Annotated in this window: 16 protein-coding genes; 7 read left to right on the top strand and 9 right to left on the bottom strand. The window is 39.6% G+C overall.

Going from position 1 to position 21,718, the window contains the following annotated elements; all coding sequences use genetic code 11:
* Window positions 1-51: 51 nt before the first annotated feature.
* A complete protein-coding gene (locus tag HYG79_RS09560; RefSeq protein WP_179241871.1) occupies window positions 52-1,092 on the bottom strand; it encodes an NADP(H)-dependent aldo-keto reductase in 1,041 nt (346 codons plus the stop codon).
* Between the two features lie 87 nt (window positions 1,093-1,179).
* Entirely contained in the window at window positions 1,180-1,941 is a 762-nt protein-coding gene (locus HYG79_RS09555; protein WP_179241870.1) for an exodeoxyribonuclease III, read from the bottom strand.
* 134 nt (window positions 1,942-2,075) lie between these two features.
* Here HYG79_RS09555 and HYG79_RS09550 point away from each other — a divergent pair, with 134 nt between their 5' ends.
* Both HYG79_RS09550 and HYG79_RS09545 read left to right on the top strand, forming a co-directional pair.
* The gene (locus HYG79_RS09550) at window positions 2,076-2,582 is read left to right on the top strand and encodes a DUF3575 domain-containing protein (RefSeq protein WP_228027851.1); all 507 of its coding nucleotides are present in this window, start codon (window positions 2,076-2,078) and stop codon (window positions 2,580-2,582) included.
* A 31-nt stretch (window positions 2,583-2,613) separates the two neighbouring features.
* Window positions 2,614-4,683, top strand: coding sequence for a TonB-dependent receptor family protein (locus tag HYG79_RS09545; protein ID WP_179241868.1), 2,070 nt, complete (start codon window positions 2,614-2,616; stop codon window positions 4,681-4,683).
* A gap of 14 nt (window positions 4,684-4,697) precedes the next feature.
* On the opposite strand, the gene HYG79_RS09540 is transcribed toward HYG79_RS09545, so the two are convergent.
* Both HYG79_RS09540 and HYG79_RS09535 read right to left on the bottom strand, forming a co-directional pair.
* A complete protein-coding gene (locus HYG79_RS09540) occupies window positions 4,698-6,242 on the bottom strand; it encodes a glycine--tRNA ligase (protein WP_179241867.1) in 1,545 nt (514 codons plus the stop codon).
* A gap of 37 nt (window positions 6,243-6,279) precedes the next feature.
* Entirely contained in the window at window positions 6,280-7,176 is an 897-nt protein-coding gene (locus HYG79_RS09535) for a hypothetical protein (protein ID WP_179241866.1), read from the bottom strand.
* A gap of 248 nt (window positions 7,177-7,424) precedes the next feature.
* Here HYG79_RS09535 and HYG79_RS09530 point away from each other — a divergent pair, with 248 nt between their 5' ends.
* Complete coding sequence (locus HYG79_RS09530; protein ID WP_317168435.1) at window positions 7,425-7,919, top strand: ComF family protein; 495 nt, start codon at window positions 7,425-7,427, stop codon at window positions 7,917-7,919.
* 48 nt (window positions 7,920-7,967) lie between these two features.
* Window positions 7,968-9,581: an Ig-like domain-containing protein gene (locus HYG79_RS09525; protein ID WP_179241864.1), complete on the top strand. Its 1,614-nt coding sequence runs from the start codon at window positions 7,968-7,970 to the stop codon at window positions 9,579-9,581.
* Here the strand turns inward: HYG79_RS09525 and HYG79_RS09520 are convergent.
* The 3 genes from HYG79_RS09520 to katG all read right to left on the bottom strand — a co-directional run bounded on the left by HYG79_RS09520 (window position 9,565) and on the right by katG (window position 13,466).
* Complete coding sequence (locus HYG79_RS09520; RefSeq protein WP_179241863.1) at window positions 9,565-10,341, bottom strand: amidohydrolase; 777 nt, start codon at window positions 10,339-10,341, stop codon at window positions 9,565-9,567. The two genes, HYG79_RS09525 and HYG79_RS09520, sit on opposite strands and share 17 nt — an antisense overlap.
* Window positions 10,342-10,667: 326 nt before the next feature.
* Entirely contained in the window at window positions 10,668-11,144 is a 477-nt protein-coding gene (locus HYG79_RS09515) for an ankyrin repeat domain-containing protein (protein WP_179241862.1), read from the bottom strand.
* A 72-nt stretch (window positions 11,145-11,216) separates the two neighbouring features.
* Window positions 11,217-13,466 (bottom strand): catalase/peroxidase HPI, encoded by a 2,250-nt coding sequence (gene katG, locus HYG79_RS09510; protein ID WP_179241861.1) that lies wholly within the window; start codon window positions 13,464-13,466, stop codon window positions 11,217-11,219.
* 292 nt (window positions 13,467-13,758) lie between these two features.
* Between katG and HYG79_RS09505 the strand changes: the two genes are divergently transcribed.
* The 3 genes from HYG79_RS09505 to HYG79_RS09495 are packed head-to-tail and all read left to right on the top strand — an operon-like array spanning window position 13,759 to window position 17,220.
* Window positions 13,759-16,335: a PAS domain-containing sensor histidine kinase gene (locus tag HYG79_RS09505; RefSeq protein ID WP_179241860.1), complete on the top strand. Its 2,577-nt coding sequence runs from the start codon at window positions 13,759-13,761 to the stop codon at window positions 16,333-16,335.
* Between the two features lie 38 nt (window positions 16,336-16,373).
* Window positions 16,374-16,775 (top strand): response regulator, encoded by a 402-nt coding sequence (locus tag HYG79_RS09500; protein WP_179241859.1) that lies wholly within the window; start codon window positions 16,374-16,376, stop codon window positions 16,773-16,775.
* 52 nt (window positions 16,776-16,827) lie between these two features.
* The gene (locus HYG79_RS09495; RefSeq protein ID WP_179241858.1) at window positions 16,828-17,220 is read left to right on the top strand and encodes a response regulator; all 393 of its coding nucleotides are present in this window, start codon (window positions 16,828-16,830) and stop codon (window positions 17,218-17,220) included.
* A gap of 274 nt (window positions 17,221-17,494) precedes the next feature.
* On the opposite strand, the gene HYG79_RS09490 is transcribed toward HYG79_RS09495, so the two are convergent.
* Window positions 17,495-18,868, bottom strand: a complete 1,374-nt coding sequence (locus tag HYG79_RS09490) for a DUF5689 domain-containing protein (protein WP_179241857.1) — start codon at window positions 18,866-18,868, stop codon at window positions 17,495-17,497.
* Between the two features lie 38 nt (window positions 18,869-18,906).
* Window positions 18,907-21,627: a carboxypeptidase-like regulatory domain-containing protein gene (locus HYG79_RS09485; protein WP_179241856.1), complete on the bottom strand. Its 2,721-nt coding sequence runs from the start codon at window positions 21,625-21,627 to the stop codon at window positions 18,907-18,909.
* Between the last annotated feature and the right edge of the window lie 91 nt (window positions 21,628-21,718).

Raw genomic sequence — 21,718 nt, 5'->3', positions numbered from 1 at the left:
TATATTTCGATACAAGCGACCGAATCTTTAAACTTGGCGATTATCGTAAAGCTACGGAGCTGGATTAGGAAACTCGTCATGAATGGCTTCTATCCCCTTTAAAATCTCATCGGTTAGTTTTACATCAATACTGGCAATATTTTCCTCCAACTGTTTTATAGAGGTAGCCCCAATGATATTACTGGTAACGAAAGGTCTCGTATTAACGAATGCCAAAGACATTTGGGCCATGGATATATCGTTGGCTTGTGCCAGTTCATAGTACTTTTGGGTAGCTTTTTTTGAAATCTCTCCGCTGTATCTTTTGAATCTAGGATGCATGGTAACACGAGCACCCTCGGGCATTCTATCCCCTAGGTATTTACCGCTGAGTACACCAAAACCCAATGGGGAGTAAGCGAGAAGGCCTATTTTCTCTCGCATTGATATCTCTGAAAGACCTACCTCGAACAAACGATTCAACAAACTGTACGGGTTTTGAATGGTAATACTTCTGGGGAGCGTGGCATGCACCTTGCTTTCTTCCAAATAACGCATGGTGCCCCAAGGCGTTTCATTGGATATACCTACATGCCTTATTTTTCCTTCACGAATCAAATCCCGTAAAGTTTCCAAAACTTGATGAATATTATCTTCCCAATAATCTGTGATGTCGTGCTTATAGCCACGTTGGCCAAAATAATTGGTATTCCTTTCTGGCCAGTGCAATTGGTATAAGTCTACATAATCGGTCTGGAGTCTTTGTAAACTTCCTTCAACTGCTTCTATTACGGCTTCCCTCTTAAAACCTGTGGTTCTAATAAATTTTGTATAATCGCCGTTCCCTGCAATTTTGGATGCCAAAATTATTTTATCCCTTTTTCCTGTTTTCTTAAACCAAGTCCCTATTATTTTTTCAGTTTCCCCTTGATAATCGGGATGAGCTGGTACTGGATACAATTCGGCAGCATCAAAAAAATTGACCCCTTTATCCACGGCATAATCCATTTGTTCGTGACCTTCAGCTTCGGTATTTTGATGTCCCCATGTCATTGTGCCTAGACAAATTTTGCTTACCTCTATATCGGTATGGGGGAGTTTGGTATAAATCATTGAAAATTAATTGTAGGGTTTCTATTGCAAATTTAACACTTCAGAAGCGACTGCAATGTTCCCAAAAGTTTAAATATGGTATTATTTTTAATCCAATTCTACTAGAATCGGGCAATGATCGCTATGCTTGGCCTCGGACAAGATAACGGAACGTTTTAGCTTATCTTTTAGAGGCTCGCTGACCATAGCATAATCTAAACGCCAACCCTTGTTGTTGTTTCTCGCATTGGCACGATAGCTCCACCAGGTATAATTATTGGGTTCGGAATTAAAGTGACGAAAACTATCAATAAAGCCACTTTTGATAAAGTTACCTATCCATTCCCGTTCCACAGGCAAAAATCCCGAAACATTTTTTAAGCCAACGGGATTGTGAATATCTATGGCCTCGTGACAAATATTATAGTCTCCCAGCACAATCAAATTGGGGCGTGACTTGCGAAGTTTATCGGCATATTTCTGAAAATCTGCCATATACGTCAATTTATGTTCCAGCCTTGCCTGATTGGTTCCCGAAGGCAAATACATGCTCATGACCGAAAGATTGCCAAAATCGGCCCTTAGGTTTCGCCCCTCGAAATCCATATACTTGATTCCGGTCCCGACTTCTACATGGTCTGGTTTCGTTTTTGATAAGATGGCAACACCGCTATATCCTTTTTTTTGCGCACTGAACCAGTAGTTATGCGAATATCCGGCATTTTCGAAAAGCGAAAGGTCCAATTGCTCTTCCATTGCTTTGATTTCTTGAAGACAAACCACATCTGGGTCAACGGTTTGCAACCATTCCAAGAAACCCTTGTTCAACGCTGCTCGAATCCCATTAACGTTATATGATACTATTTTCATACATAAAATTTGCTCGAAAATAACGAAACTAAACCTCCAATAAAAATACTACCTGTATTAAACTCGGTAAATAATTTAACTTTGGAATAGCATTTGATTTTAAACAAGCATAATTTCAAGATCTCATGAAAAAAATGATTATACTTTTTATTATAACCAACGGTTATTTCTCAAATGCCCAGGCTTATCCCCAATTTGAAAACGACCACGAGATAAAACTCAACATAGGTTTATTTTTAGCGACTACAACGGTAGAAGGTTCCTATGAATATTTTTTGAACCAAGATGTAAGTATTGGAGGTACCTTATATGCCGATAATGATGCTGCCGACTATAACGGCAACTTTGGTATAGGGCCAAATGTAAGGGCTTATTTCGGGTATCGCCCAAGAAGTGGTTTCTTTGCCGAGGCTTTTGGGCTTTATTATACCGGAGAAGAGGAAACACAGAACAACACCGCTCAACCATCAAGAGATTATAACACCTTTGCTTTAGGCCTTGGCATAGGCAATAAATGGGTCACCAGAAGTCAAAAATTTTCATTGGAAATAAATGCGGGGCTAGGCCGAAATGTAAAAACCGAAGAATTTCAAAATACCTTCATGTACAGAGCCGGACTTTCATTAGGGTTTCGGTTTTAATTCCTAATTTCACAGTCTTATTCCCAAACAAATGAAAGGTGCTATTTCTGGTTTTTTCCTGTGTTTTGCAATGGTTTGGGGCATTGCCCAAGAACCCGCCAAAAAAGATAGTGTCACTGTTCTTGAAGAAGTTATTTTATTGGAAGAGGCCATTAAAAAAAAAGCTAATGGGATTACCCCATCGGAAATCATTGGCCCAAAAATTTTCCGGAATTATAGCCCCATTGATGCCGCTTCGATAATAAATCAAATTCCTGGGGTTTATCTCCTCTCCGGAGCTTTGAACACTAATAGGATTACCATCAGGGGCATTGGCGCCAGAACCCCTTTCGGAACCGATAAGCTTCGCCTTTATTTTAACGGCATTCCCGTAACCAATGGTACAGGATCTTCAACTTTAGAGGCATATGATATTGAAAATTTAGGCAGTATAGAAATCATCAAAGGGCCAAAAGGTAGCGCCTTTGGTACAAATCTAGGAGGCGCCATATTGTTGAACACAAAAGAATCAATAGATGATTTTACCCGTTTTACCAACAATTTTACATTTGGTTCATATGGTCTACTAAAAAACAATCTAAGTTTTGAGCATAATGACGATAAACTATCGTTTGGCATACGATACGGGCATTTGAACACCAACGGGTTCAGAGAGAACAACCGTTTTCAACGTGATGGCTTTTTGTTGAATTCAACCTTTAAAATCAATATGAAAAACTCCATTACTTTTTTATTGAACCATATTGATTATACCGCCCAAATACCAAGCTCCCTTGGTGAGACCGATTTTATTGAAAACCCGAGACAAGCAGCTTTTACGTGGGGGGCTTCGCAAGGTTTTGAAGCCAACAGATACACTTTGGCAGGACTCTCCTATACCCACAGCTTTGACACTTCTTTAGAGAACACAACCAGTGTTTTTTATACGTATTTGGACCACTACGAACCTAGACCTTTCAATATTTTGGATGAATTTACCAACGGTTACGGTTTTCGCACTTCTTTTTCGGGTAAACTATCTTTTGCCGACTACACCATTGGGGCTGAGCTATATAAAGATGAATATAACTGGGGTACCTTTGAAAATTTGTATCAAGAAAATAATGGCAATGGGAGCCTACAGGGCAATCGTATCAGCAAAAACAAGGAATTTAGAAGACAGTCGAATATTTTTGGAACGTTCACCTACCCATTTACCTCCAGATTTTCAGTACAATTAGGACTTAATCTCAACCAAACCAAATATGATTTTAGGGATTTGTTCAATACGGACGACAGCAACAAAAATGCAGCACGAAATTTTAACGCTATACTACTGCCCAATTTTACCTTGGAATATAAACTCAGCGACAAAAGTTCGTTTTACGGTAACATAAGTCGTGGATTCTCTAACCCAAGCTTAGAGGAAACCTTGACTCCCGATGGAGTTATCAATCCAGATATAGCCCAAGAAAAAGGAATAAATTATGAAATTGGAAGTAGGTTGACTCTCCTAAAGAAAAGACTTTCGGTAAACCTTGCGCTCTATCAAATGGACGTTAACGACCTTTTGGTAGCACAACGTGTAGGGGACGATCAATTTATCGGTAGAAATGCCGGAAAGACCAGACACCAAGGCATTGACCTAGCACTTACCTATACTGCTGCCGTTACCGCTAAGTTAACCTTATCCCCTTTCTTGAATTACACCCTAAGTAACCATAGCTTTATCGATTTTGTAGATGGGGATGACGATTTTTCTGGTAATCCATTGACGGGCGTGCCAAAACATAGAATCAATACCGGTATACAACTGAAGCACTCAGCTGGCTTTTACTGGAACATAATACATCAATTTGTCGATGAAATTTCTTTGACGGACGCAAATACCCTGTACAGCGACTCTTTCAACATATTCAATACAAGAATGGGATATCAAAAGCAGGTATTGGATAATTTCAGCATTGGGGTAGATTTTGGCATCAATAACATCATGAACACCCTATACGCACAATCGGTACTGATCAATGCAAGGAGTTTTGGCGGTAACGAGCCCCGTTATTTTTATCCTGGGAACGATAGAAATTTTTATGGGAGTATACAGTTAAAATACACGCTTTGATCTCTGTATAAATGCTATCCTATTTTTTGCAACCACGTTTTCATATCCACTTCTTGGTGTATTATTTCCTTGATCGCAGAAATAGCTACACGTGATTGCTCCATGGTATCGCGATGGCGAATGGTAACGGTCTTATCTTCCAAGGTTTGATGATCTACCGTAATACAAAATGGTGTTCCATTGGCATCTTGCCTGCGGTATCTGCGACCAACAGCATCTTTTTCATCATATGACACGTTAAAGTCCCATTTGAGGTCGTCTATGATGTCTTTGGCCACTTTTGGCAATCCGTCCTTTTTTACCAAAGGTAAAACGGCCGCTTTCGTGGGTGCCAAGACTGCCGGCAACTTCAAAACGGTACGAGTGGTACCATTCTCCAATTCCTCTTCTTTTAAGGCATTTGAAAATACTGCAAGGAACATACGATCAAGACCTATTGAAGTCTCTACGACATAGGGCACATAATTTTCCTTTTGTTCGTGATCAAAGTATTGTAATTTTTTACCGGAGTGGTTTTCATGTGCGCCCAAGTCAAAATCGGTTCGGGAATGTATTCCTTCCAACTCTTTGAAGCCAAAGGGAAAACGAAATTCAATATCCGAAGCGGCATCTGCATAGTGGGCCAGCTTTTCATGATCGTGAAAACGATAGTTCTCCTCGCCCAACCCTAGGGAAAGATGCCATTTCATGCGATTTTCCTTCCACTTTTCATACCATTCCTTTTGCGTACCGGGCTGAACGAAAAATTGCATTTCCATTTGTTCAAACTCACGCATTCTAAAGATAAACTGTCTCGCCACGATTTCGTTCCTAAAGGCCTTTCCCGTTTGGGCTATACCAAAAGGAATTTTCATACGCCCGGTTTTCTGCACGTTCAAAAAATTGACAAAAATACCTTGGGCGGTTTCGGGCCTTAGGTATAAATCCATGGCACTATCGGCCGAGGCTCCCAATTTGGTGCCGAACATAAGGTTGAACTGTTTTACATCTGTCCAGTTTTTGGATCCCGACAACGGACATGCGATGCCCAATTGTTCTATGAGTTTTTTGACATCGGCCAAATCTTCGTTTTCCAATGATTTCCCCAATCGTTTCAAGATGGTATTGGCATCTTCTTGATAGCCTAAGACCCTAGGGTTGGTGGCCAAAAATTGTTCTTTGTCGAATTTATCGCCAAAACGTTTTGCAGCCTTGATTACTTCCTTTTCTATTTTCGCTTCGATTTTGGCAACATAATCCTCTACCAAAACATCGGCACGATATCGTTTTTTGGAATCTTTGTTGTCTATCAATGGATCATTAAAGGCATCTATGTGCCCAGAGGCTTTCCAAGTGGTCGGGTGCATGAAGATAGCTGCATCTATACCTACAATATTATCATTGAGCTGCACCATGGCTTTCCACCAGTACTCGCGTATGTTCTTTTTTAGTTCGGCACCGTTCTGCGCATAATCATAAACGGCACTGAGCCCATCATAAATTTCACTGGATTGGAACACATAACCATATTCCTTTGCGTGGGACACGACTTTTTTAAAAATATCTTCTTGATTTGCCATGCGGCAAAAATAGAATTTTACCTATTAAAACCGTATATTATTTCAACTGAAATTCTGTTGAGGACAGTAATTTTTGTTCCTCGAAAACATTGAGCGTGTAGAGGCCTTCTTCCAAAGAACCTTCGGGTACGCTGATAATATCGCAAACACTTATTTCTTTACCTGCGTATATGAGCTCAACCCTTTTACTGTATATATTCCCGTTTACCGATATTGTGTTGGCATTATCGGGCACTACCTGCATATTGGGACCAAGAAACTGATAGTAGATAACTTTTTCCTGGGTTTTTTCATTGGGATCTGCAGAAATGGTAATACAACCCCTGAGTTTTGAGATGGTGGAAGCCTTGTTGGTGCGTATGGGCTTGCCACCTCGCATTCTGTAACCACTACCCTCAGAATCATCAAGTTTTAGGTAGCTCTTTATTTTAAGCTCTTTGTTGAGTTCTTGGATTTTTTGTCGTTGTAACGCTTCCGCCTCGGCCAAAGTACTGGTCTTGCCCCGTAAATCTTCTATCTTTTTTCTGGTTTCCTCATACTTCTCGGAGAGTAACATGTTATTATACTTGAGAAAATTGTTCTTTAGCTTTAGGCTATCATGCCTAGCTTCCAACGTTCTAAGTTCTTTTTTGTACTCTTTTAATTTATCAACGGTAAAGTTTAATTTCCCAACAGAATCCAACAATTGCTGCACTTTCTGCCTTGAGTCCTGTAATTCAATTTCATTGACCTCGTCAAGTGCGGAAAGCCTATCAACCTCGGTCTTCATCAAGGTCAGATCTTTTACTAAAAGGGATTTTTCATCCTCTAAAAAACTGATTTGGGTTTTGGACTGGGCGTAACTATAGTAGAAAGCAATAAGAACACCTATAATGACCGCCACAAGGGCAGCAAGGATTATCCTATAATTAAATTTACTATCTTGAACTTCCATCTAGTTTAATAAGTAGGTTATTACCTAAAGATTTGTGCCCTTCTAAGCTGTCAAATATACTAAATGATATCAACACAATCCTAGTACCTATCGTGTGTTTTGGATGTAATGCCCACTTACGTAAAGGTGAACGATTATTATGTACAGTTTGTCGAAATAGCTTACCGGTTACCGAGTACAATTTTATCGATGAAAACCCAATCGACCGTAATTTCTATGGTAGGGTTAACGTAAAAAAAGCGAGTTCATTGTTCTTTTTTATTGAAAATGGCATAGTAAAAAACCTCATTCATAACCTAAAATATAAAAACCAAGAGCAGATAAGTGGTTTTTTGGGCGATTGGTACGGAGAGATACTAAAAACCGACAGTGGGATAGCTAAAATAGATTTTGTGATTCCGGTACCCTTGCACAAGAAAAAAAGAAGAAAAAGAGGGTATAATCAAGTAGATGGTTTTGGGAAAGGGATTGCACACCATTTAGGGGCAAAATTTAGGGACGACCTATTGTTAAAAACTGCAAATACGCGTACCCAAACCAAAAAAGACAGAATATTCCGTTGGCAAAATGCACAGGAACTCTACATTTTGAATACTGTGGATATATTGCAAAACAAAAACATTTTACTCGTTGATGACGTTATTACAACGGGCGCTACCCTGGAAGCATGCTCTACGGCCTTGCAACAAGCTAAAGATGTTAAAATATTCATAGCTACAATGGCCGTTGTACCTTTATTTTAAGTTTCTGTAAAATTAGTTGTTTCTTTGTTCCGAGACTTTTAGAACACCATGTTAAAACGTATTTTAGCTTACTTTTTTCTTCTCTTCATCGTGTTGGCTTTTTTTCAATGTGGTAGACGGGGCAGCCCCACGGGAGGGCCAAAAGATGAAACACCACCTGTATTGATAAAAACCGAACCGGAAAACCTATCCGTAGATTTTAAGGCCAAAAAAATTCGCCTATATTTTGACGAGTATATCAAGTTAGAGAAAATACAGGACCAGCTTATCATCTCACCCCCTTTAAAATACCAACCCATAATAACGCCGCAAGGCAGTGCCAGCAAATACATCGAAATTGTATTGAAAGATACATTGAAAGAAAACACGACCTATACCTTCAACTTTGGGCAAAGTATAGTGGACAATAACGAGGGCAACCCCAATAGCTTTCTGACCTACGTTTTCTCAACCGGCCCATATGTAGATTCCTTGAAAGTCTCCGGAGTGGTAAAAGATGCTTTTGACAAAGAGGCAGACGATTTTATAAGTGTTATGCTCTATGAACTGGATAGTACGTATACCGACTCTACCATTTACCAAAGGCCCCCCAATTACATTACCAATACGTTGGACAGTACCATAATTTTTAACCTCAACTATCTAAAAGCGGGAGATTATGCCTTGTTTGCTGTAAAAGACCAGGCGAAAAACAACGTTTTTGACCAAAAAGCAGATAAAATCGGCTTTATAAACGATACTGTATCATTGCCTACCGATTCTACCTATTTATTGAGCCTGTTCAAGGAAATACCCGATTACAACATATCGGTACCAAGTTTGGCCGCAAAAAACAGGGTTATTTTTGGATATCAAGGAAACCGAGAAGATATTAACATACAACCATTGACGAAACTACCGGATACCGTTAATACCATAATCAAAAAAGAAAAGGAAAAAGATACTTTAAACTATTGGTTTACACCCTTTGAAAATGATTCCCTTGTTTTTACGGTCACCAATGAAAGACTACAGCTCATAGATACTTTTACCGTGAAAAACAGAAAGCTGGCCTTGGATTCATTACGAATTTCGTCAAGTGCAAGCGGTAAACTAAATTTTGGCGAGCCTTTTTATATTGAAGCCAATATTCCGATAATGGCAATAGATACGGCTATGATGAAGATGATGAATAAAGACTCAATTAATGTAACCTTTGACGCCATATTGGATAGTATCAACAATAAAGTGGATATTGAATTTACGTTGGACCCCAATGAAAGCTATGCACTTACCTTACTACCGGGAGCTTTGACCGATTTTTTTGAAACACAAAACGACACCTTAAATTACCGCCTTTCGACCGGTAGTTATGCCGACTATGGCAATCTACGCATAAACTTGGCCGGAAACGTTCAATACCCCCTTATAGTTCAATTAACGACCGAAAAAGGGGAAACCAAAAGGGAAATCGTAGCCACTGAACCCAAACCGTTTGAGTTTGCCAACATTACGCCCGGCAACTATATGGTACGGCTTATTTTTGATAAAAATGGCAACGGGGCTTGGGATACCGGTAATTATTTAAAACGCATACAACCAGAAAAAGTGAGGTATCTCCCCAAAATACTAGAAGTAAGGGCCAATTGGGAATTGGATGAAACCTTTACGGTGCCAGAGTAAAACTATCGCGATCAGCTAAAAACTTTAGCTTATTTCTAGTCGTCGAGATATGTTCTTTGGATAGTTTAGCGGTTAAGACACTCTCTTTTTTGGAAAAACATAAGTCATTCCCCAAAGTATCGTAAACTGCGGAATGGCCAGAATATTCATGGCCCGTTTCATCAAAACCAACTCTATTTACGCCTATGCAATAAGCCATGTTCTCTATGGCCCTCGCTTTCAAAAGCGTGTCCCAAGCGGTTACCCTAGGCTTTGGCCAATTGGCCACATAGATTAAAATGTCATAATCTACCGTATTTCTCGCCCATACCGGAAAACGAAGGTCGTAACAGATCAACGGGCATATTCTAAATCCTTTATAATTTACGATAAGCCTTTCCGAACCGGCTCTATACACTTTATCTTCCCCGGCCAAAGTAAACGTATGCCTTTTATCGTAACAATGATATTGTGAGTTAGGTTCAACGAAAAAGAGCCGGTTTGTGTATGCACCGTTTGTATAAAATGGTATACTCCCAACGATTGCCGAATTTTGTTGCCTTGCTTTTTCTTGCATCCATTTTAATGTGGTTTTACCTTCGTTTTTATCAATGTTTTGAGGTGACATCGTAAAACCTGTAGTAAACATCTCAGGTAGGACAATCATGTCCGTTTCCATCGAAATAGTATCGATTTTATCAGAAATAGATTTTCTATTCTGTTCGGGATTCTCCCAAAATAAACTGGTCTGTATTATTGCTATTTGAAGTTCGGTTGCCATGGTTCAATATATCGATATAATCTTGATTTAAAGCTTGTTCCCCTCTTGATGAGATTTTGTGAATGTAGGGTGAATTTTACGATTGAAGATGAATAAAAATTATATTTTAATTTGGTTCAGTTGAAGTACGCTTTTTTGTTCCTCAGAATCACTCAGACTACTTATTATGCTATCTTTTTTAAATGCCCAAGGGGTCAAAGTGGCAAAATAACAAGTAATTGCCTGTGAGACACTAAAATCTTAAACTATAACCTTAAGGTTAAGGCAAAAATTGGTATGCAAAAATCTCGATCATGGGGTCAGGATAGGTTATTGGTCATTTCAATTCAACCCTCTAGTAAATCAATCATGGTAGGCGAACCTTGTATTTTGGCATGGTCCAAGGCCGAATTACCCTTACTATCCTTAATCGAAATGTCAGCCCCATTGTCCAATAACAGTTTGGCAATATCCAAATTATTGAAGGTAACCGCATATATCAAACAAGTGGCCCCCATGTTATTTCGTGTATTGACATCGGCTCCGCTGGATATGAGTTTTTCCGCAATTTTAGTAAAGCCCTTAAAACATACCCCCATGAGTGCCGTATTCCCCGAAGCATCCTTTGCATTTATATCGGCACCGTTATCCAATAGAACATCTACCATATCAATATGGTTGTAATATGTACATAGTACCAAAGGTGTGCTCCCCCTTTGATCCTGGGCTTTGATCAGATCTGGAATTTCCAAGAGCATTTGTTGTACGGCTTTTTTATTTCCCGTTCTTATTTCGTTAAAGAATATATCTGTTTTACTATCCATACATCCAAAAGTACAAAAACCGCTACATCACTGGTGATGTAACGGTTTAAAATTAAACTTCTTTTACATTATCTATGCCAAATCAAAGCGGTCCAAGTTCATCACTTTTGTCCAAGCAGCCACAAAATCCTTTACAAACTTCTTTTCAGAATCGCTACAAGCGTATACTTCGGCATAAGATCGCAGCTCTGTATTGGATCCAAAAATTAGATCTGCGCGTGTTCCGGTCCATTTTATCGCACCTGTTTTGCGGTCTCGTCCTGCAAAAAGTGTCTCATCATCGGATGTATCTTCCCATTGGACGCTCAAATCAAGTAGGTTTACGAAGAAATCATTGGTCAATTCCCCACGACGGTCGGTAAAGACCCCATGTCTGGACTTATTGTAATTTGTATCAAGAACGCGCATACCACCAACCAAAACGGTCATTTCAGGAGCGGTTAGTGTCATTAATTGAGCCCTGTCTACCATTAATGCCTCTGCTGAAGCTTTAAAATCTGGGTTCTTATAGTTCCTGAATCCATCAGCAGCAGGTTCAAGGGCTTCAAATGAATATGCATCGGTTTGTTCTTGGGAGGCATCCATTCGCCCAGGTGTAAAAGGTACTTCAATGCTATGGCCTGCATTTTTTGCAGCTTCTTCTATTCCGGCACTTCCGCCAAGAACTATTAAATCTGCCAATGAAACCCTTTTGTTCCCGGATTGCGCATCATTAAATTCCTTTTGGATTCCCTCAAGTACTTCCAACACTTTGGAAAGCTCAGCGGGGTTGTTCACTTCCCAATTTTTTTGTGGTTCAAGACGGATGCGTGCACCATTGGCACCTCCCCTTTTATCTGAATCGCGATATGTAGAGGCCGAAGCCCAAGCGGTCGTGACCAATTGCGATATCGATAATCCAGAGGCCAAGAGTCGTTTTTTCAACTCAGCAACATCAGCTTCATTTATCAACTCATGGTCAACTTTTGGTATTGGGTCTTGCCAAATCAATTCTTCTTCGGGCACCTCTGGTCCCAAATAACGAGAAATAGGGCCCATATCCCTATGCGTTAGTTTAAACCAAGCACGGGCAAAGGCATCTTCCAATTCTTCAGGATTTTCATAAAAGCGCTGTGAAATTTTCAAGTAGTCAGGGTCTAATTTTAAGGCCATATCAGCATCGGTCATCATCAACTCCTGCGTTTGGGAGGCATCACCTGCCCTTGGAGCCTGTTTTGCAGCCGATTCGGCAGTTGGTCTCCATTGGTTGGCCCCTGCCGGACTTTTGGTCAGCTCCCATTCGTAACCCAATAGCATTTTTAGATAGTCATGGTCCCATTGTGTAGGGTTGGGTGTCCAGGCCCCCTCGATACCACTGGTAATGGTATCATCCAAAACGCCAGTTCCAAAGGAGTTTTTCCAACCCATGCTTTGTTCCACAATACTTGCCCCTGCGGGTTCTGCACCCACATATTCATCGGGATTGGCAGCACCATGCGCCTTACCAAAAGTGTGTCCTCCAATGGTCAACGCCACGGTTTCCTCATCGTTCATGGCCATACGGCCAAAAGTCTCTCTCATTAGTTTTGCCGTACCCAAGGGGTTTGATTCCCCATTTGGGCCTTCTGGGTTTACATAGATCAATCCCATGTGTGAAGCCCCGAGATTCGCCTCCAATACATATTCCCCGTCTGAGAAACGCTCTTCGTTGCCCATCCATTCGGTTTCGGAACCCCAATAAATATCTTCTTCGGGCTGCCATATATCTTCACGCCCCCCGGCAAAACCAAAAGTTTTAAATCCCATGGATTCTAAAGCGCAGTTACCGGTAAGAATCATTAAATCTGCCCAGGAAAGTTTTCTGCCATATTTCTTTTTTATGGGCCAAAGAAGCAATCTTGCCTTATCCAAGTTACCATTATCCGGCCAACTGTTCAACGGGGCAAATCGCTGTGAACCTGAACCGGCACCTCCACGGCCATCCCCTATACGATACGTTCCCGCACTGTGCCATGCCATGCGTATCATAAAAGGTCCGTAATGTCCATAATCGGCTGGCCACCAATCTTGAGAAGTAGTCAAGACTTCAACAATATCTTTTTTTACTTCCGCCAAATCCAAAGATTCAAATTCTTTGGCATAATCAAAATCTTCATCCATGGGATTGGACAGTTCTGAATTTTGACGAAGTACATTAAGCCTCAACTGGTTTGGCCACCAATCCAAATTAGTAGTTCCCCCCCCAGCAGTCTGTTTCATGGTTCCGCCCAGGTAAGGGCATTTGCTTGAATCATTGATATCCCATGCATTGCCATGAGAATCATTGTTTTTGTTGTTGTCCATAATAATTTTTGTTTTTACCCACATTGACCGTAATGGCCGAGCATGGTAGTATGTTTTAATTTAAAAGATGTTGTTACGATTTTCGATACATAAAAATACAAAATAACGTTTGAGTCATATAGACAAACCATATGAATATATTATCCAAAAATAAGATTTGCCTATCTCGCCCATTTCGTTCAAAACAACAAAAGTGAAATCATCAGAATAAAAGATTTTTATTACAATTTTGTTATAATTTCTTACGTTTAAGAAATAATCGTAATTTTAAAAGGCCAAAACCACACAACATTTGGAAACTCTATCCATCAACTTCCTTATCAAGGATTCCCCTACCGCTGTCGCCATTCTTGATAACGACATGCGTTTCATAAGCCATTCGAACATTTGGCTGCAAGAATTCAATATCAAAGACAAGGTAATAATAGGCAAATCCTATTATGATGTTATACAGAATACTCCACAAGAGATCAAAGACATACACCAGGAATGCTTAAAAGGAACTTCCAATACGAATAAAGGTAAAAAATTTATATACCCAGACGGTACCATAAGATGGTTTAAATGGAAAATCAATGCCTGGAAAAACGAAGATGAATCTGTTGGTGGGTTAATAGTGATTCATGAAGATATCACGAAACATAAAAAAAGGGAAGAACTATTAAAAATAGCGGAGAGTGTTGGCCGAATAGGGGGTTGGGAATTGGATTTAAAAACCAATGTTGTTTATTGGACCAAGGTAACCAAAGAAATTCACGAAGTACCCGAAGATTATATGCCCAGTCTAGAAGAGGGTATAAATTTTTATAAGGAAGGAGAGTATCGACAACTCATCGGCAAGCTTGTCGGGGAAGCCATTAGTTATGGCAAACCATGGGATACCGAGTTGATCATCGTTACGGCAAAAGGCAACGAAATTTGGGTTCGTGCCAAAGGAGAAGTTGAAACAATCGATGGAAAATGTGTACGCCTTTTAGGAACCTTTCAAGATATTGACGAAAGAAAGCGGGCCGAATTGGAATTTAAAGCCGCCACAGAAAGATTGGCCATTGCCACAAAAGGTGCCAATGTGGGTATATGGGACTATGACATTGTTAAAAATGAATTGGTTTGGGACGATAACATGTATCGCCTTTACGGGATTAAAAAAGAAGACTTTAATGGTGTATATGAAGCTTGGCAAGCTGGACTACACCCCGATGACAAAGAACAGGGAGACAAAGAAATCGCCTTGGCCATTTCGGGAGAAAAAGAATTCGATACCGAATTTAGGGTAGTCTGGCCCAATGGGGAAATAAGATACATCAAAGCAAATGCCGTAACCCAGAGAGATAATGAAGGCCGAGCCATAAAAATGATAGGCACCAATTGGGACATTACCGAAAGCGTACGCGCAGAATTAAAAAATAAAGAAATATCCGAACGACTGCATGTAGCGACCAGGGCTGCAAACATAGGTATATGGGATTACAAAATAAATGAAAAACTGGTGGTCTGCAATGATTACATGTATGACATGTACGATATTCCCAAAAACTCTTCCAATCTATTGAACGAATGGATGCATCGGATACATCCTGAAGACAAAGAGAGAATTCATGATGAACTTGAAATGACCATTGCGTATGATAAACCTTTCAATACACAATTCAGAGGTATTAGGCCAAATGGCGATATCATACATATAATTGCCTTTGGTGAGGCGCAAAAAGGAAAAGATGGCAAGGTCAGAAATATTATTGGGGCAAATTGGGACATTACCGAACTAAAGACCACGAAATTACAGTTAGAAAGAGTTCAAGAATCTTTTAAGGGTACTTTTGAAAACTCAGCTGTGGGTATGGCCCTGGTAAGTTTGGATGGTAAATGGATTTCGGTAAACAAAGGGTTATGTGACAGCTTGGGATATACCGAAAAAGAACTACTTCAAATGACTTTTCAGGAATTGACGTTTCCCGAAGATCTGAACACCGATCTAAAATTACTTCAACAAGTCGTTGATGGGAAAATATCTACCTATCAAATCGAAAAACGGTATTATCATAAAAAAGGGGATTTAATGCATGCTATACTCACGGTCACAGCCGTAAAAGATATTGAAGGAAAACTATCTCATTTTATATCGCAGATTTTGGATATAAGTTCCAGGATACATGCAGAAAACCGTACCAAAAAATTATTGGATGTTACTAAAGAACAAAATGAAAGCCTTTTGAACTTTGCGCACATCGTATCCCATAACTTGAGGTCGCACTCCAGCAACTTATCTATGTTATCTGGTTTTTTGGCATCTGAAAATGATGCCGATGAGCGTAAAAACCTTATGAACATGCTTAATAACGCTTCGGAAAGCCTTGCCGAAACGGTTATGCACTTAAACGAAGTAGTACAGGTAAAAGTAGGTGCATCGGAAAAAATTAAAAATGTAAATATCCACAGAACCTTAAAAAATGTAGAGAAAAATTTGAGTGTACTTCTAAAAGAAAAAGATGTAGTTTATTCAATAAACGTTCCCCACGATTTAAAAATAAAGGGAATTCCGGCGTATTTTGATAGTATTTTCCTTAATTTGTTTTCAAATAGTGTAAAATATGCAGCTCCCGAACGACAGCTTTTTATAAAAATAGATGCTGTTGTAAAAGATGATGTTGTGACAATTGCCTTTGAGGATAATGGTATTGGCATTGATCTGGAAAGACACGGGAAGAAACTTTTTGGCATGTACAAAACTTTTCACAGAAATAAAGATGCAAAGGGCATAGGGCTTTTTATCACAAAAAACCAAGTAGAGGCCATGAACGGCAGTATTGAAGTTAAAAGTAGGGTTGATCAAGGCACCACTTTTTTATTAACGTTTAGCAAAATATAACCCTCACAAAATAATTGTTATATCAACAGATTTAGAAAATGAGAAAATTAGATACCAGTTGTATTATTGATGATGATCCCATTTTTATTTACGGGACAAAAAGAATCATGAAAGAGGTCGACTTTTGTAATGATATATTAGTTTACAATAACGGTCAAGATGCCATTGATGGTCTGAATGAATTGACCTCACAAGGGAAAGAACTACCCTCGGTCATATTTTTGGATTTAAATATGCCCATCATGAACGGATGGGAATTTTTGGATGATTTCACCAAAATACCAAATCATAACAGGGAAAAAGTTACGGTGTACATTATTAGTTCCTCTGTTGACCCAAGGGATTTGGAGCGCATCAAAGACTATGAGGTAGTCAACAACTATATTTTAAAACCTATTTCACCAAAAGATTTGGAAAATATATTGGATTCGGTGGCATAAACTCTATAATTTCTTATACTTGGGTTTAGTTTTATAGTACTGAACCTCTATTATGGGAAAATTCAAGACCGTTTGTATTATTGATGATGACGAAATTTCCGTTTTTGGACTAAAAAGATATATGTCACAAGTTGATTTTTGTGAAAATCTTTTGGTTTTTAAAGATGGTGAAGAAGCATTACAAGAATTGAAAAAACATATTCTTGATAACAGGGCACTACCCGACGCCATTTTTGTGGATCTACATATGCCCATGCTCGATGGTTGGGAATTTATTGAAGAATTTTCCAGGCTTCAACAAAACACCATCCTCTTAAAAAACATTTATATCTTATCTTCTTCCGTTGATAAAAAAAACATTGAAAAAGCCAAAAAATTTGGCCTTGAAGGCAATTATCTCATAAAACCTATAACGCCCGAAATTCTTAAGGGCTTCGTATCGTGAAAATCAATATCAAAAGAATTATGCCCGTTTTTTTGATAATACCCGGCGGGGCGATTTTTACCCATGCTTACTTTTTTAACGATAAGCCCTTTAATTAATTGGGAAACAATAAAAAATATAGTACAACGTCGGGTTTCATCATATATGTCTTATTCAGTCTGGCCCTATATTTTCTTGTTGGATACTGGAACGGTTTACTCAGAAAAAAGGTGACAAATATTGAACACCAATTCTAAGTAAGACCATTTCGAAAACATGAATTTAAACCTATATATTAATTTCTTGTACCGGGGGTAAAATCATCTGGTGCATTTTGCGGATCGTTGATCGTACCCGAACCCCCTGTATCGTTAAAAATAGTCCATTCGCCAAAAGTATATAAGGCGTTTGCCTCAACAATGTCAACATTACGTACAGCCCTACCATCTTCAAATTCATGATCGGTCCCCGAGCCATCTTCCCCTACGACCCCAAAAACATCTATAACGGTCCCGAAGGGGTCTACAAGCTCTAGATTATCATCCCCATTGGAATCTGCCGGGCTATTGGTGCCTACTCCTAAATTTGGTGCAAAACCATAGACCAGCTCAAACTCGGTCGCATTGGGTGAAATTACCAAAGTACTCTCAGCGGTAATGATCAGCCCCGATAAATCTATCGTAGAACTGACTTCCGTATTTGCATTGGTATACCTACGCAGGGTCCAACCTTTTAATGATAAATCGGCGGTAGCAGCATTATATAGTTCTACAAATCGTGCCCCGGCATTATTGTTCGGGTCAGCCAATTCTGAAATAAAGACTCGGGTAGATGTAAATTCATCTATAAGATCGGCGCAACGTTCCCCAGTAAGATCAATATCATCCAAATCACGTATGGCAAGCCGATATTCATCGTTGTCACGCAAAAGAACTCCAATAATACTACCGTTGCCTTGCGGTAAGGTTTCCGATCTAAAATCTGAAAAACCACTATTAACCAGTATAAGTTCATTATCATTACAATCGATCAACGTTCGTTCGGTTTCTTCCCGTTCAATAGCAAAAGGCCGGTCGAGTTCGGTTTCCAAGATTTCCAAATCATTACATTGTACCAAAGTGTTTGTTAGCGTTTCATCCAAAATACCTATATCTACTATTGTGGGAACTATTTCTGATATATCGTTACACGCTACAAAAAGGTGATTATCTACCACTGCGGCAGGCAATCTGCCTACCGAGATATTGCCAAAGGCACTGAAAACCCCACCTATCTTAAAAACATCTTTACTTTTTCCTAAATACAGGCCTTTTAACTTTATAAAAATCTTACTCCCGATAGGGTAGAACAAATGGGTATCCCTAACATCAATCTCTATCTGAAACCCTTCGCCGGGGTTTACAGGGCTATCCTGAAAATGTAGAACACTAAAAAAGTTCCCCGCCTTGTCCGATGAGACCACATATCCTTCAATAATCAAATCTTCTTGAATTTGAACAGTCTCATCTGTATACAGGTTTTTAACTTCGGCAAAGGTCGCATTGGCTACAATTTCCGAAACGCAGGACTGTTTTGGAGCATCGAAATTACGGTCCTTTACGCAGGCGTATATAGTTATAATGGCCAAAAGGCCAAAAATAATTTTACTATACGATATCTTATTAATCATCCTAACTTATATTTCCCCTTTTGGAGGAATGGTAAATCTTAGAAACTAAATGCCAAGTTCAAAAAATAGGTGCGACCGTAACCGTACCAATATTTTGGAGCAAAAGATGGCGTTCCGCTCAAATTATCTTGTTGTAACTGTCCAAAATTACCGTTTCTGCTTTGTTCATAGCCCCCTGTTCTAAAAACAGCATCAAAGGCATTATTGATACTGGCGAATAGGCTTATATATTTCCCGTTTTTTAACCATGATTTACCCCCTACCAAATTCAAAAGATAAAAGTTATCGAGTGGTTTTTGGTCTAGGAGCTTGGCAACATTTTCTGGTGTGGCACCAGGGAAAGCCTCTCCGGTTTCCGGGTCCAACAGAAAACTTTGTGTTCTGGTAATCGTAGAAATATTGGCGTAATTGTTCGCCAGATAATTGGTGGTCGCACCAATCCACCAATACTTGGGGTCTCTATATTCAATCCCAAAAGCATAGGCCTGTTGCGGACCTTGCGCCAATTTGTAATCTTTTATGGCAGCCATTCCTAAATCAATGGCCCCATCAGGGTTTATCAAATCTTCCTCGGCACCGGCAGTATCAAAATTTATGGAAACCGATGGATTACTTGCATACACATATTTGCCTATTGCCGCAACAGCGGATATCTTTACCGAAGACGACAATTGATACTCCAGCCCTATCTCGCCACCCAAATGTAGCTTGTCCAAATCGGTAAGTACTTCTTGTACAAAATCAGAACCCACGCCTGCATCCACAAAAAAGAAGTTGACGTCTGTCGTATTTTGAAAACGCGTATAAAAACCTGTAATACGACCCGTTAATTTTGGGAGCCTTATAAAATAGTTCAGATCGGCAGTAGTGACGGTCTCGCTTTGCACGTTGGGCACTACTTCATTATTTTCCCTAGGGTTTATAAATATATTTTGCAATACTGGAGCCCGTTTGAGATGGGCCGCATTCAGTGTAACCCAATGTCTGCCCGTAATTTTATAGGTAAAACCCCCTTTAAAACCAAAGTCTGTAAAAGATACTCTTTTCCCCAAACCTATTGAATTTTCCAAAAACCTCTCGTTCAAGAATACTCCTTTACGTTGGTAATTGGTATTACTATAGTTCGCGGCTACATAACCGTTCCAGCTATCATAATTAAGGCGCAATTGGGCAAAACCATCCAACGAAGATACATTGATTGCATACCGGTAATTAAAAATATCGCCTTCACGTTTTTCAAGTGTACCATTAACGTCGTTTAAAGTATTGGAGAAAGGGTCGATATCTTGATGGAACCCAGCCCCGAGCAAATCAGCTATTTTTGCATAATTGTCGGAATCTAAATTTTTATAGGTAATCCCAATATCGACTTGAGCACGATCGGAAATCTCCAAATTACCTATGGTATTTAAGGTGAGCTGGGTATCTTCGGCGATATCGTCATATAATACATATGCAGCTTTTTCATCTGTATTGGCCGTGTAGATATCATTCCACTGTATTTGTGGATTTTCCAAAAACCCTTCTCTCGCCAAATTGGCACTGATAAAATTAGCCCCTATGGGACTATTTATGTAGAAACTGGGCAAATATCTGTAATATGTAGGGTCGGGATTGGGAGCATTGTAATAGCCCAACCTACTTCGGGCGTTTTTCCCAAATTGGTACGAAATCCCCGTATTCAAATTCAACTTATCCGATGTATAAAAATGATTCAACATAAAAATGGGCTCCACGATTTTGCGTTCCCTTGAATTTCTAATCTCACCGTTTTGTTCTCCCCAATAGGGATTGTACTGCTTACCTGCCAAATTAAAAACCTCTTCAGTAATCGCAGAGGAACGTCCGCGGCGATTACTGGCCATGATGCTCGTGAAACTCGCGCTGTTTTTTTTATCAAATTGATATTCCACTGCGCCAAAAAATGAAAAAGCATCGTACAAAGTACCCTCTATATAGCCTTGTTCTGCCCATCGGCGCGACCCTGAAACCGTGTACGACAGTCCATTTTGTTTGACCCCGGAGCTATACGTGGCCATTACCCTACCGGCATATGTTCTATTTGAAATTGATGAGGATAAACGGGTACCCGGTCGCAAACCAGACGGTCTGGCATCTATGTTCGTATTGCCAAGGATTCCGCCAAAGGTATAGTCCGAAGCCTCCAAACCGTTGGTAAACTGTTGATTTCTGATTACATCGTTTAGCCCGCCCCAATTGTTCCATTGCGGACGACCATCAAAGAACTTGTTCATGGGAATACCGTTGATCAAAACTCTCCCATTTTGGGAATCATATCCCCGAACACGAAAAAATGCCTGTCCAAAATCAAAAGCGGCCCTATTTAAAAACACATCCCTGGTGGCTTGTAACAAGCCCGAAGTAATAGAAGCGCCGTCATCATCCGACAAATCAGAATCGGTAAGCGTAATTAGGTTATCCGTTTTTTCACGGGCTATATCTTTTTCCAAATACACAGTACCCAAATCCAACGGCCGGTTTTCCAGGCTTATGGGTATGCGTTTGGTAAGGTAGTCGGTTAGAGAAATATTTAGAATGTACTCCCCTTCTTTCGGTATGGGGATTTGGAAAAAACCATCCGTTTGGGTTTGTACCTCAACTTGGTTTCCTTCTATATAAACCATAACATTTTCAAGAGGTTCCTTCGCTTGTTTATCCAAAATATATCCTGAAACCACTATACTTTCCTGCGCACTTATAATATTTGCGGCTAAGGCCAAAAGAAAAAAGAACCGCATTGGAGATTGGTATGGTTAGTATCAATTCTTATTAAATATATCAATTAGTGGTCAATTGCGTAAGAAATATCCGTGAAATTGATTCTTTTTT

Origin of the sequence: Costertonia aggregata (genome assembly GCF_013402795.1) — a bacterium.
GTDB classification, from domain to species: Bacteria; Bacteroidota; Bacteroidia; order Flavobacteriales; family Flavobacteriaceae; genus Costertonia; species Costertonia aggregata.
Note: the sequence above shows the minus strand (reverse complement) of the source record. Positions and strands in the feature narration are given on the sequence as shown.

Excerpts from the sequence above, each read along its gene's own strand:
- HYG79_RS09560 (WP_179241871.1), bottom strand. The coding sequence starts at position 1,092 with ATGATTTATACCAAACTCCCCCATACCGATATAGAGGTAAGCAAAATT.
- HYG79_RS09555 (WP_179241870.1), bottom strand. The coding sequence starts at position 1,941 with ATGAAAATAGTATCATATAACGTTAATGGGATTCGAGCAGCGTTGAAC.
- HYG79_RS09550 (WP_228027851.1), top strand. The coding sequence starts at position 2,076 with ATGATTATACTTTTTATTATAACCAACGGTTATTTCTCAAATGCCCAG.
- HYG79_RS09545 (WP_179241868.1), top strand. The coding sequence starts at position 2,614 with ATGAAAGGTGCTATTTCTGGTTTTTTCCTGTGTTTTGCAATGGTTTGG.
- HYG79_RS09540 (WP_179241867.1), bottom strand. The coding sequence starts at position 6,242 with ATGGCAAATCAAGAAGATATTTTTAAAAAAGTCGTGTCCCACGCAAAG.
- HYG79_RS09535 (WP_179241866.1), bottom strand. The coding sequence starts at position 7,176 with ATGGAAGTTCAAGATAGTAAATTTAATTATAGGATAATCCTTGCTGCC.
- HYG79_RS09525 (WP_179241864.1), top strand. The coding sequence starts at position 7,968 with ATGTTAAAACGTATTTTAGCTTACTTTTTTCTTCTCTTCATCGTGTTG.
- HYG79_RS09520 (WP_179241863.1), bottom strand. The coding sequence starts at position 10,341 with ATGGCAACCGAACTTCAAATAGCAATAATACAGACCAGTTTATTTTGG.
- HYG79_RS09515 (WP_179241862.1), bottom strand. The coding sequence starts at position 11,144 with ATGGATAGTAAAACAGATATATTCTTTAACGAAATAAGAACGGGAAAT.
- katG (WP_179241861.1), bottom strand. The coding sequence starts at position 13,466 with ATGGACAACAACAAAAACAATGATTCTCATGGCAATGCATGGGATATC.
- HYG79_RS09500 (WP_179241859.1), top strand. The coding sequence starts at position 16,374 with ATGAGAAAATTAGATACCAGTTGTATTATTGATGATGATCCCATTTTT.
- HYG79_RS09495 (WP_179241858.1), top strand. The coding sequence starts at position 16,828 with ATGGGAAAATTCAAGACCGTTTGTATTATTGATGATGACGAAATTTCC.
- HYG79_RS09490 (WP_179241857.1), bottom strand. The coding sequence starts at position 18,868 with ATGATTAATAAGATATCGTATAGTAAAATTATTTTTGGCCTTTTGGCC.
- HYG79_RS09485 (WP_179241856.1), bottom strand. The coding sequence starts at position 21,627 with ATGCGGTTCTTTTTTCTTTTGGCCTTAGCCGCAAATATTATAAGTGCG.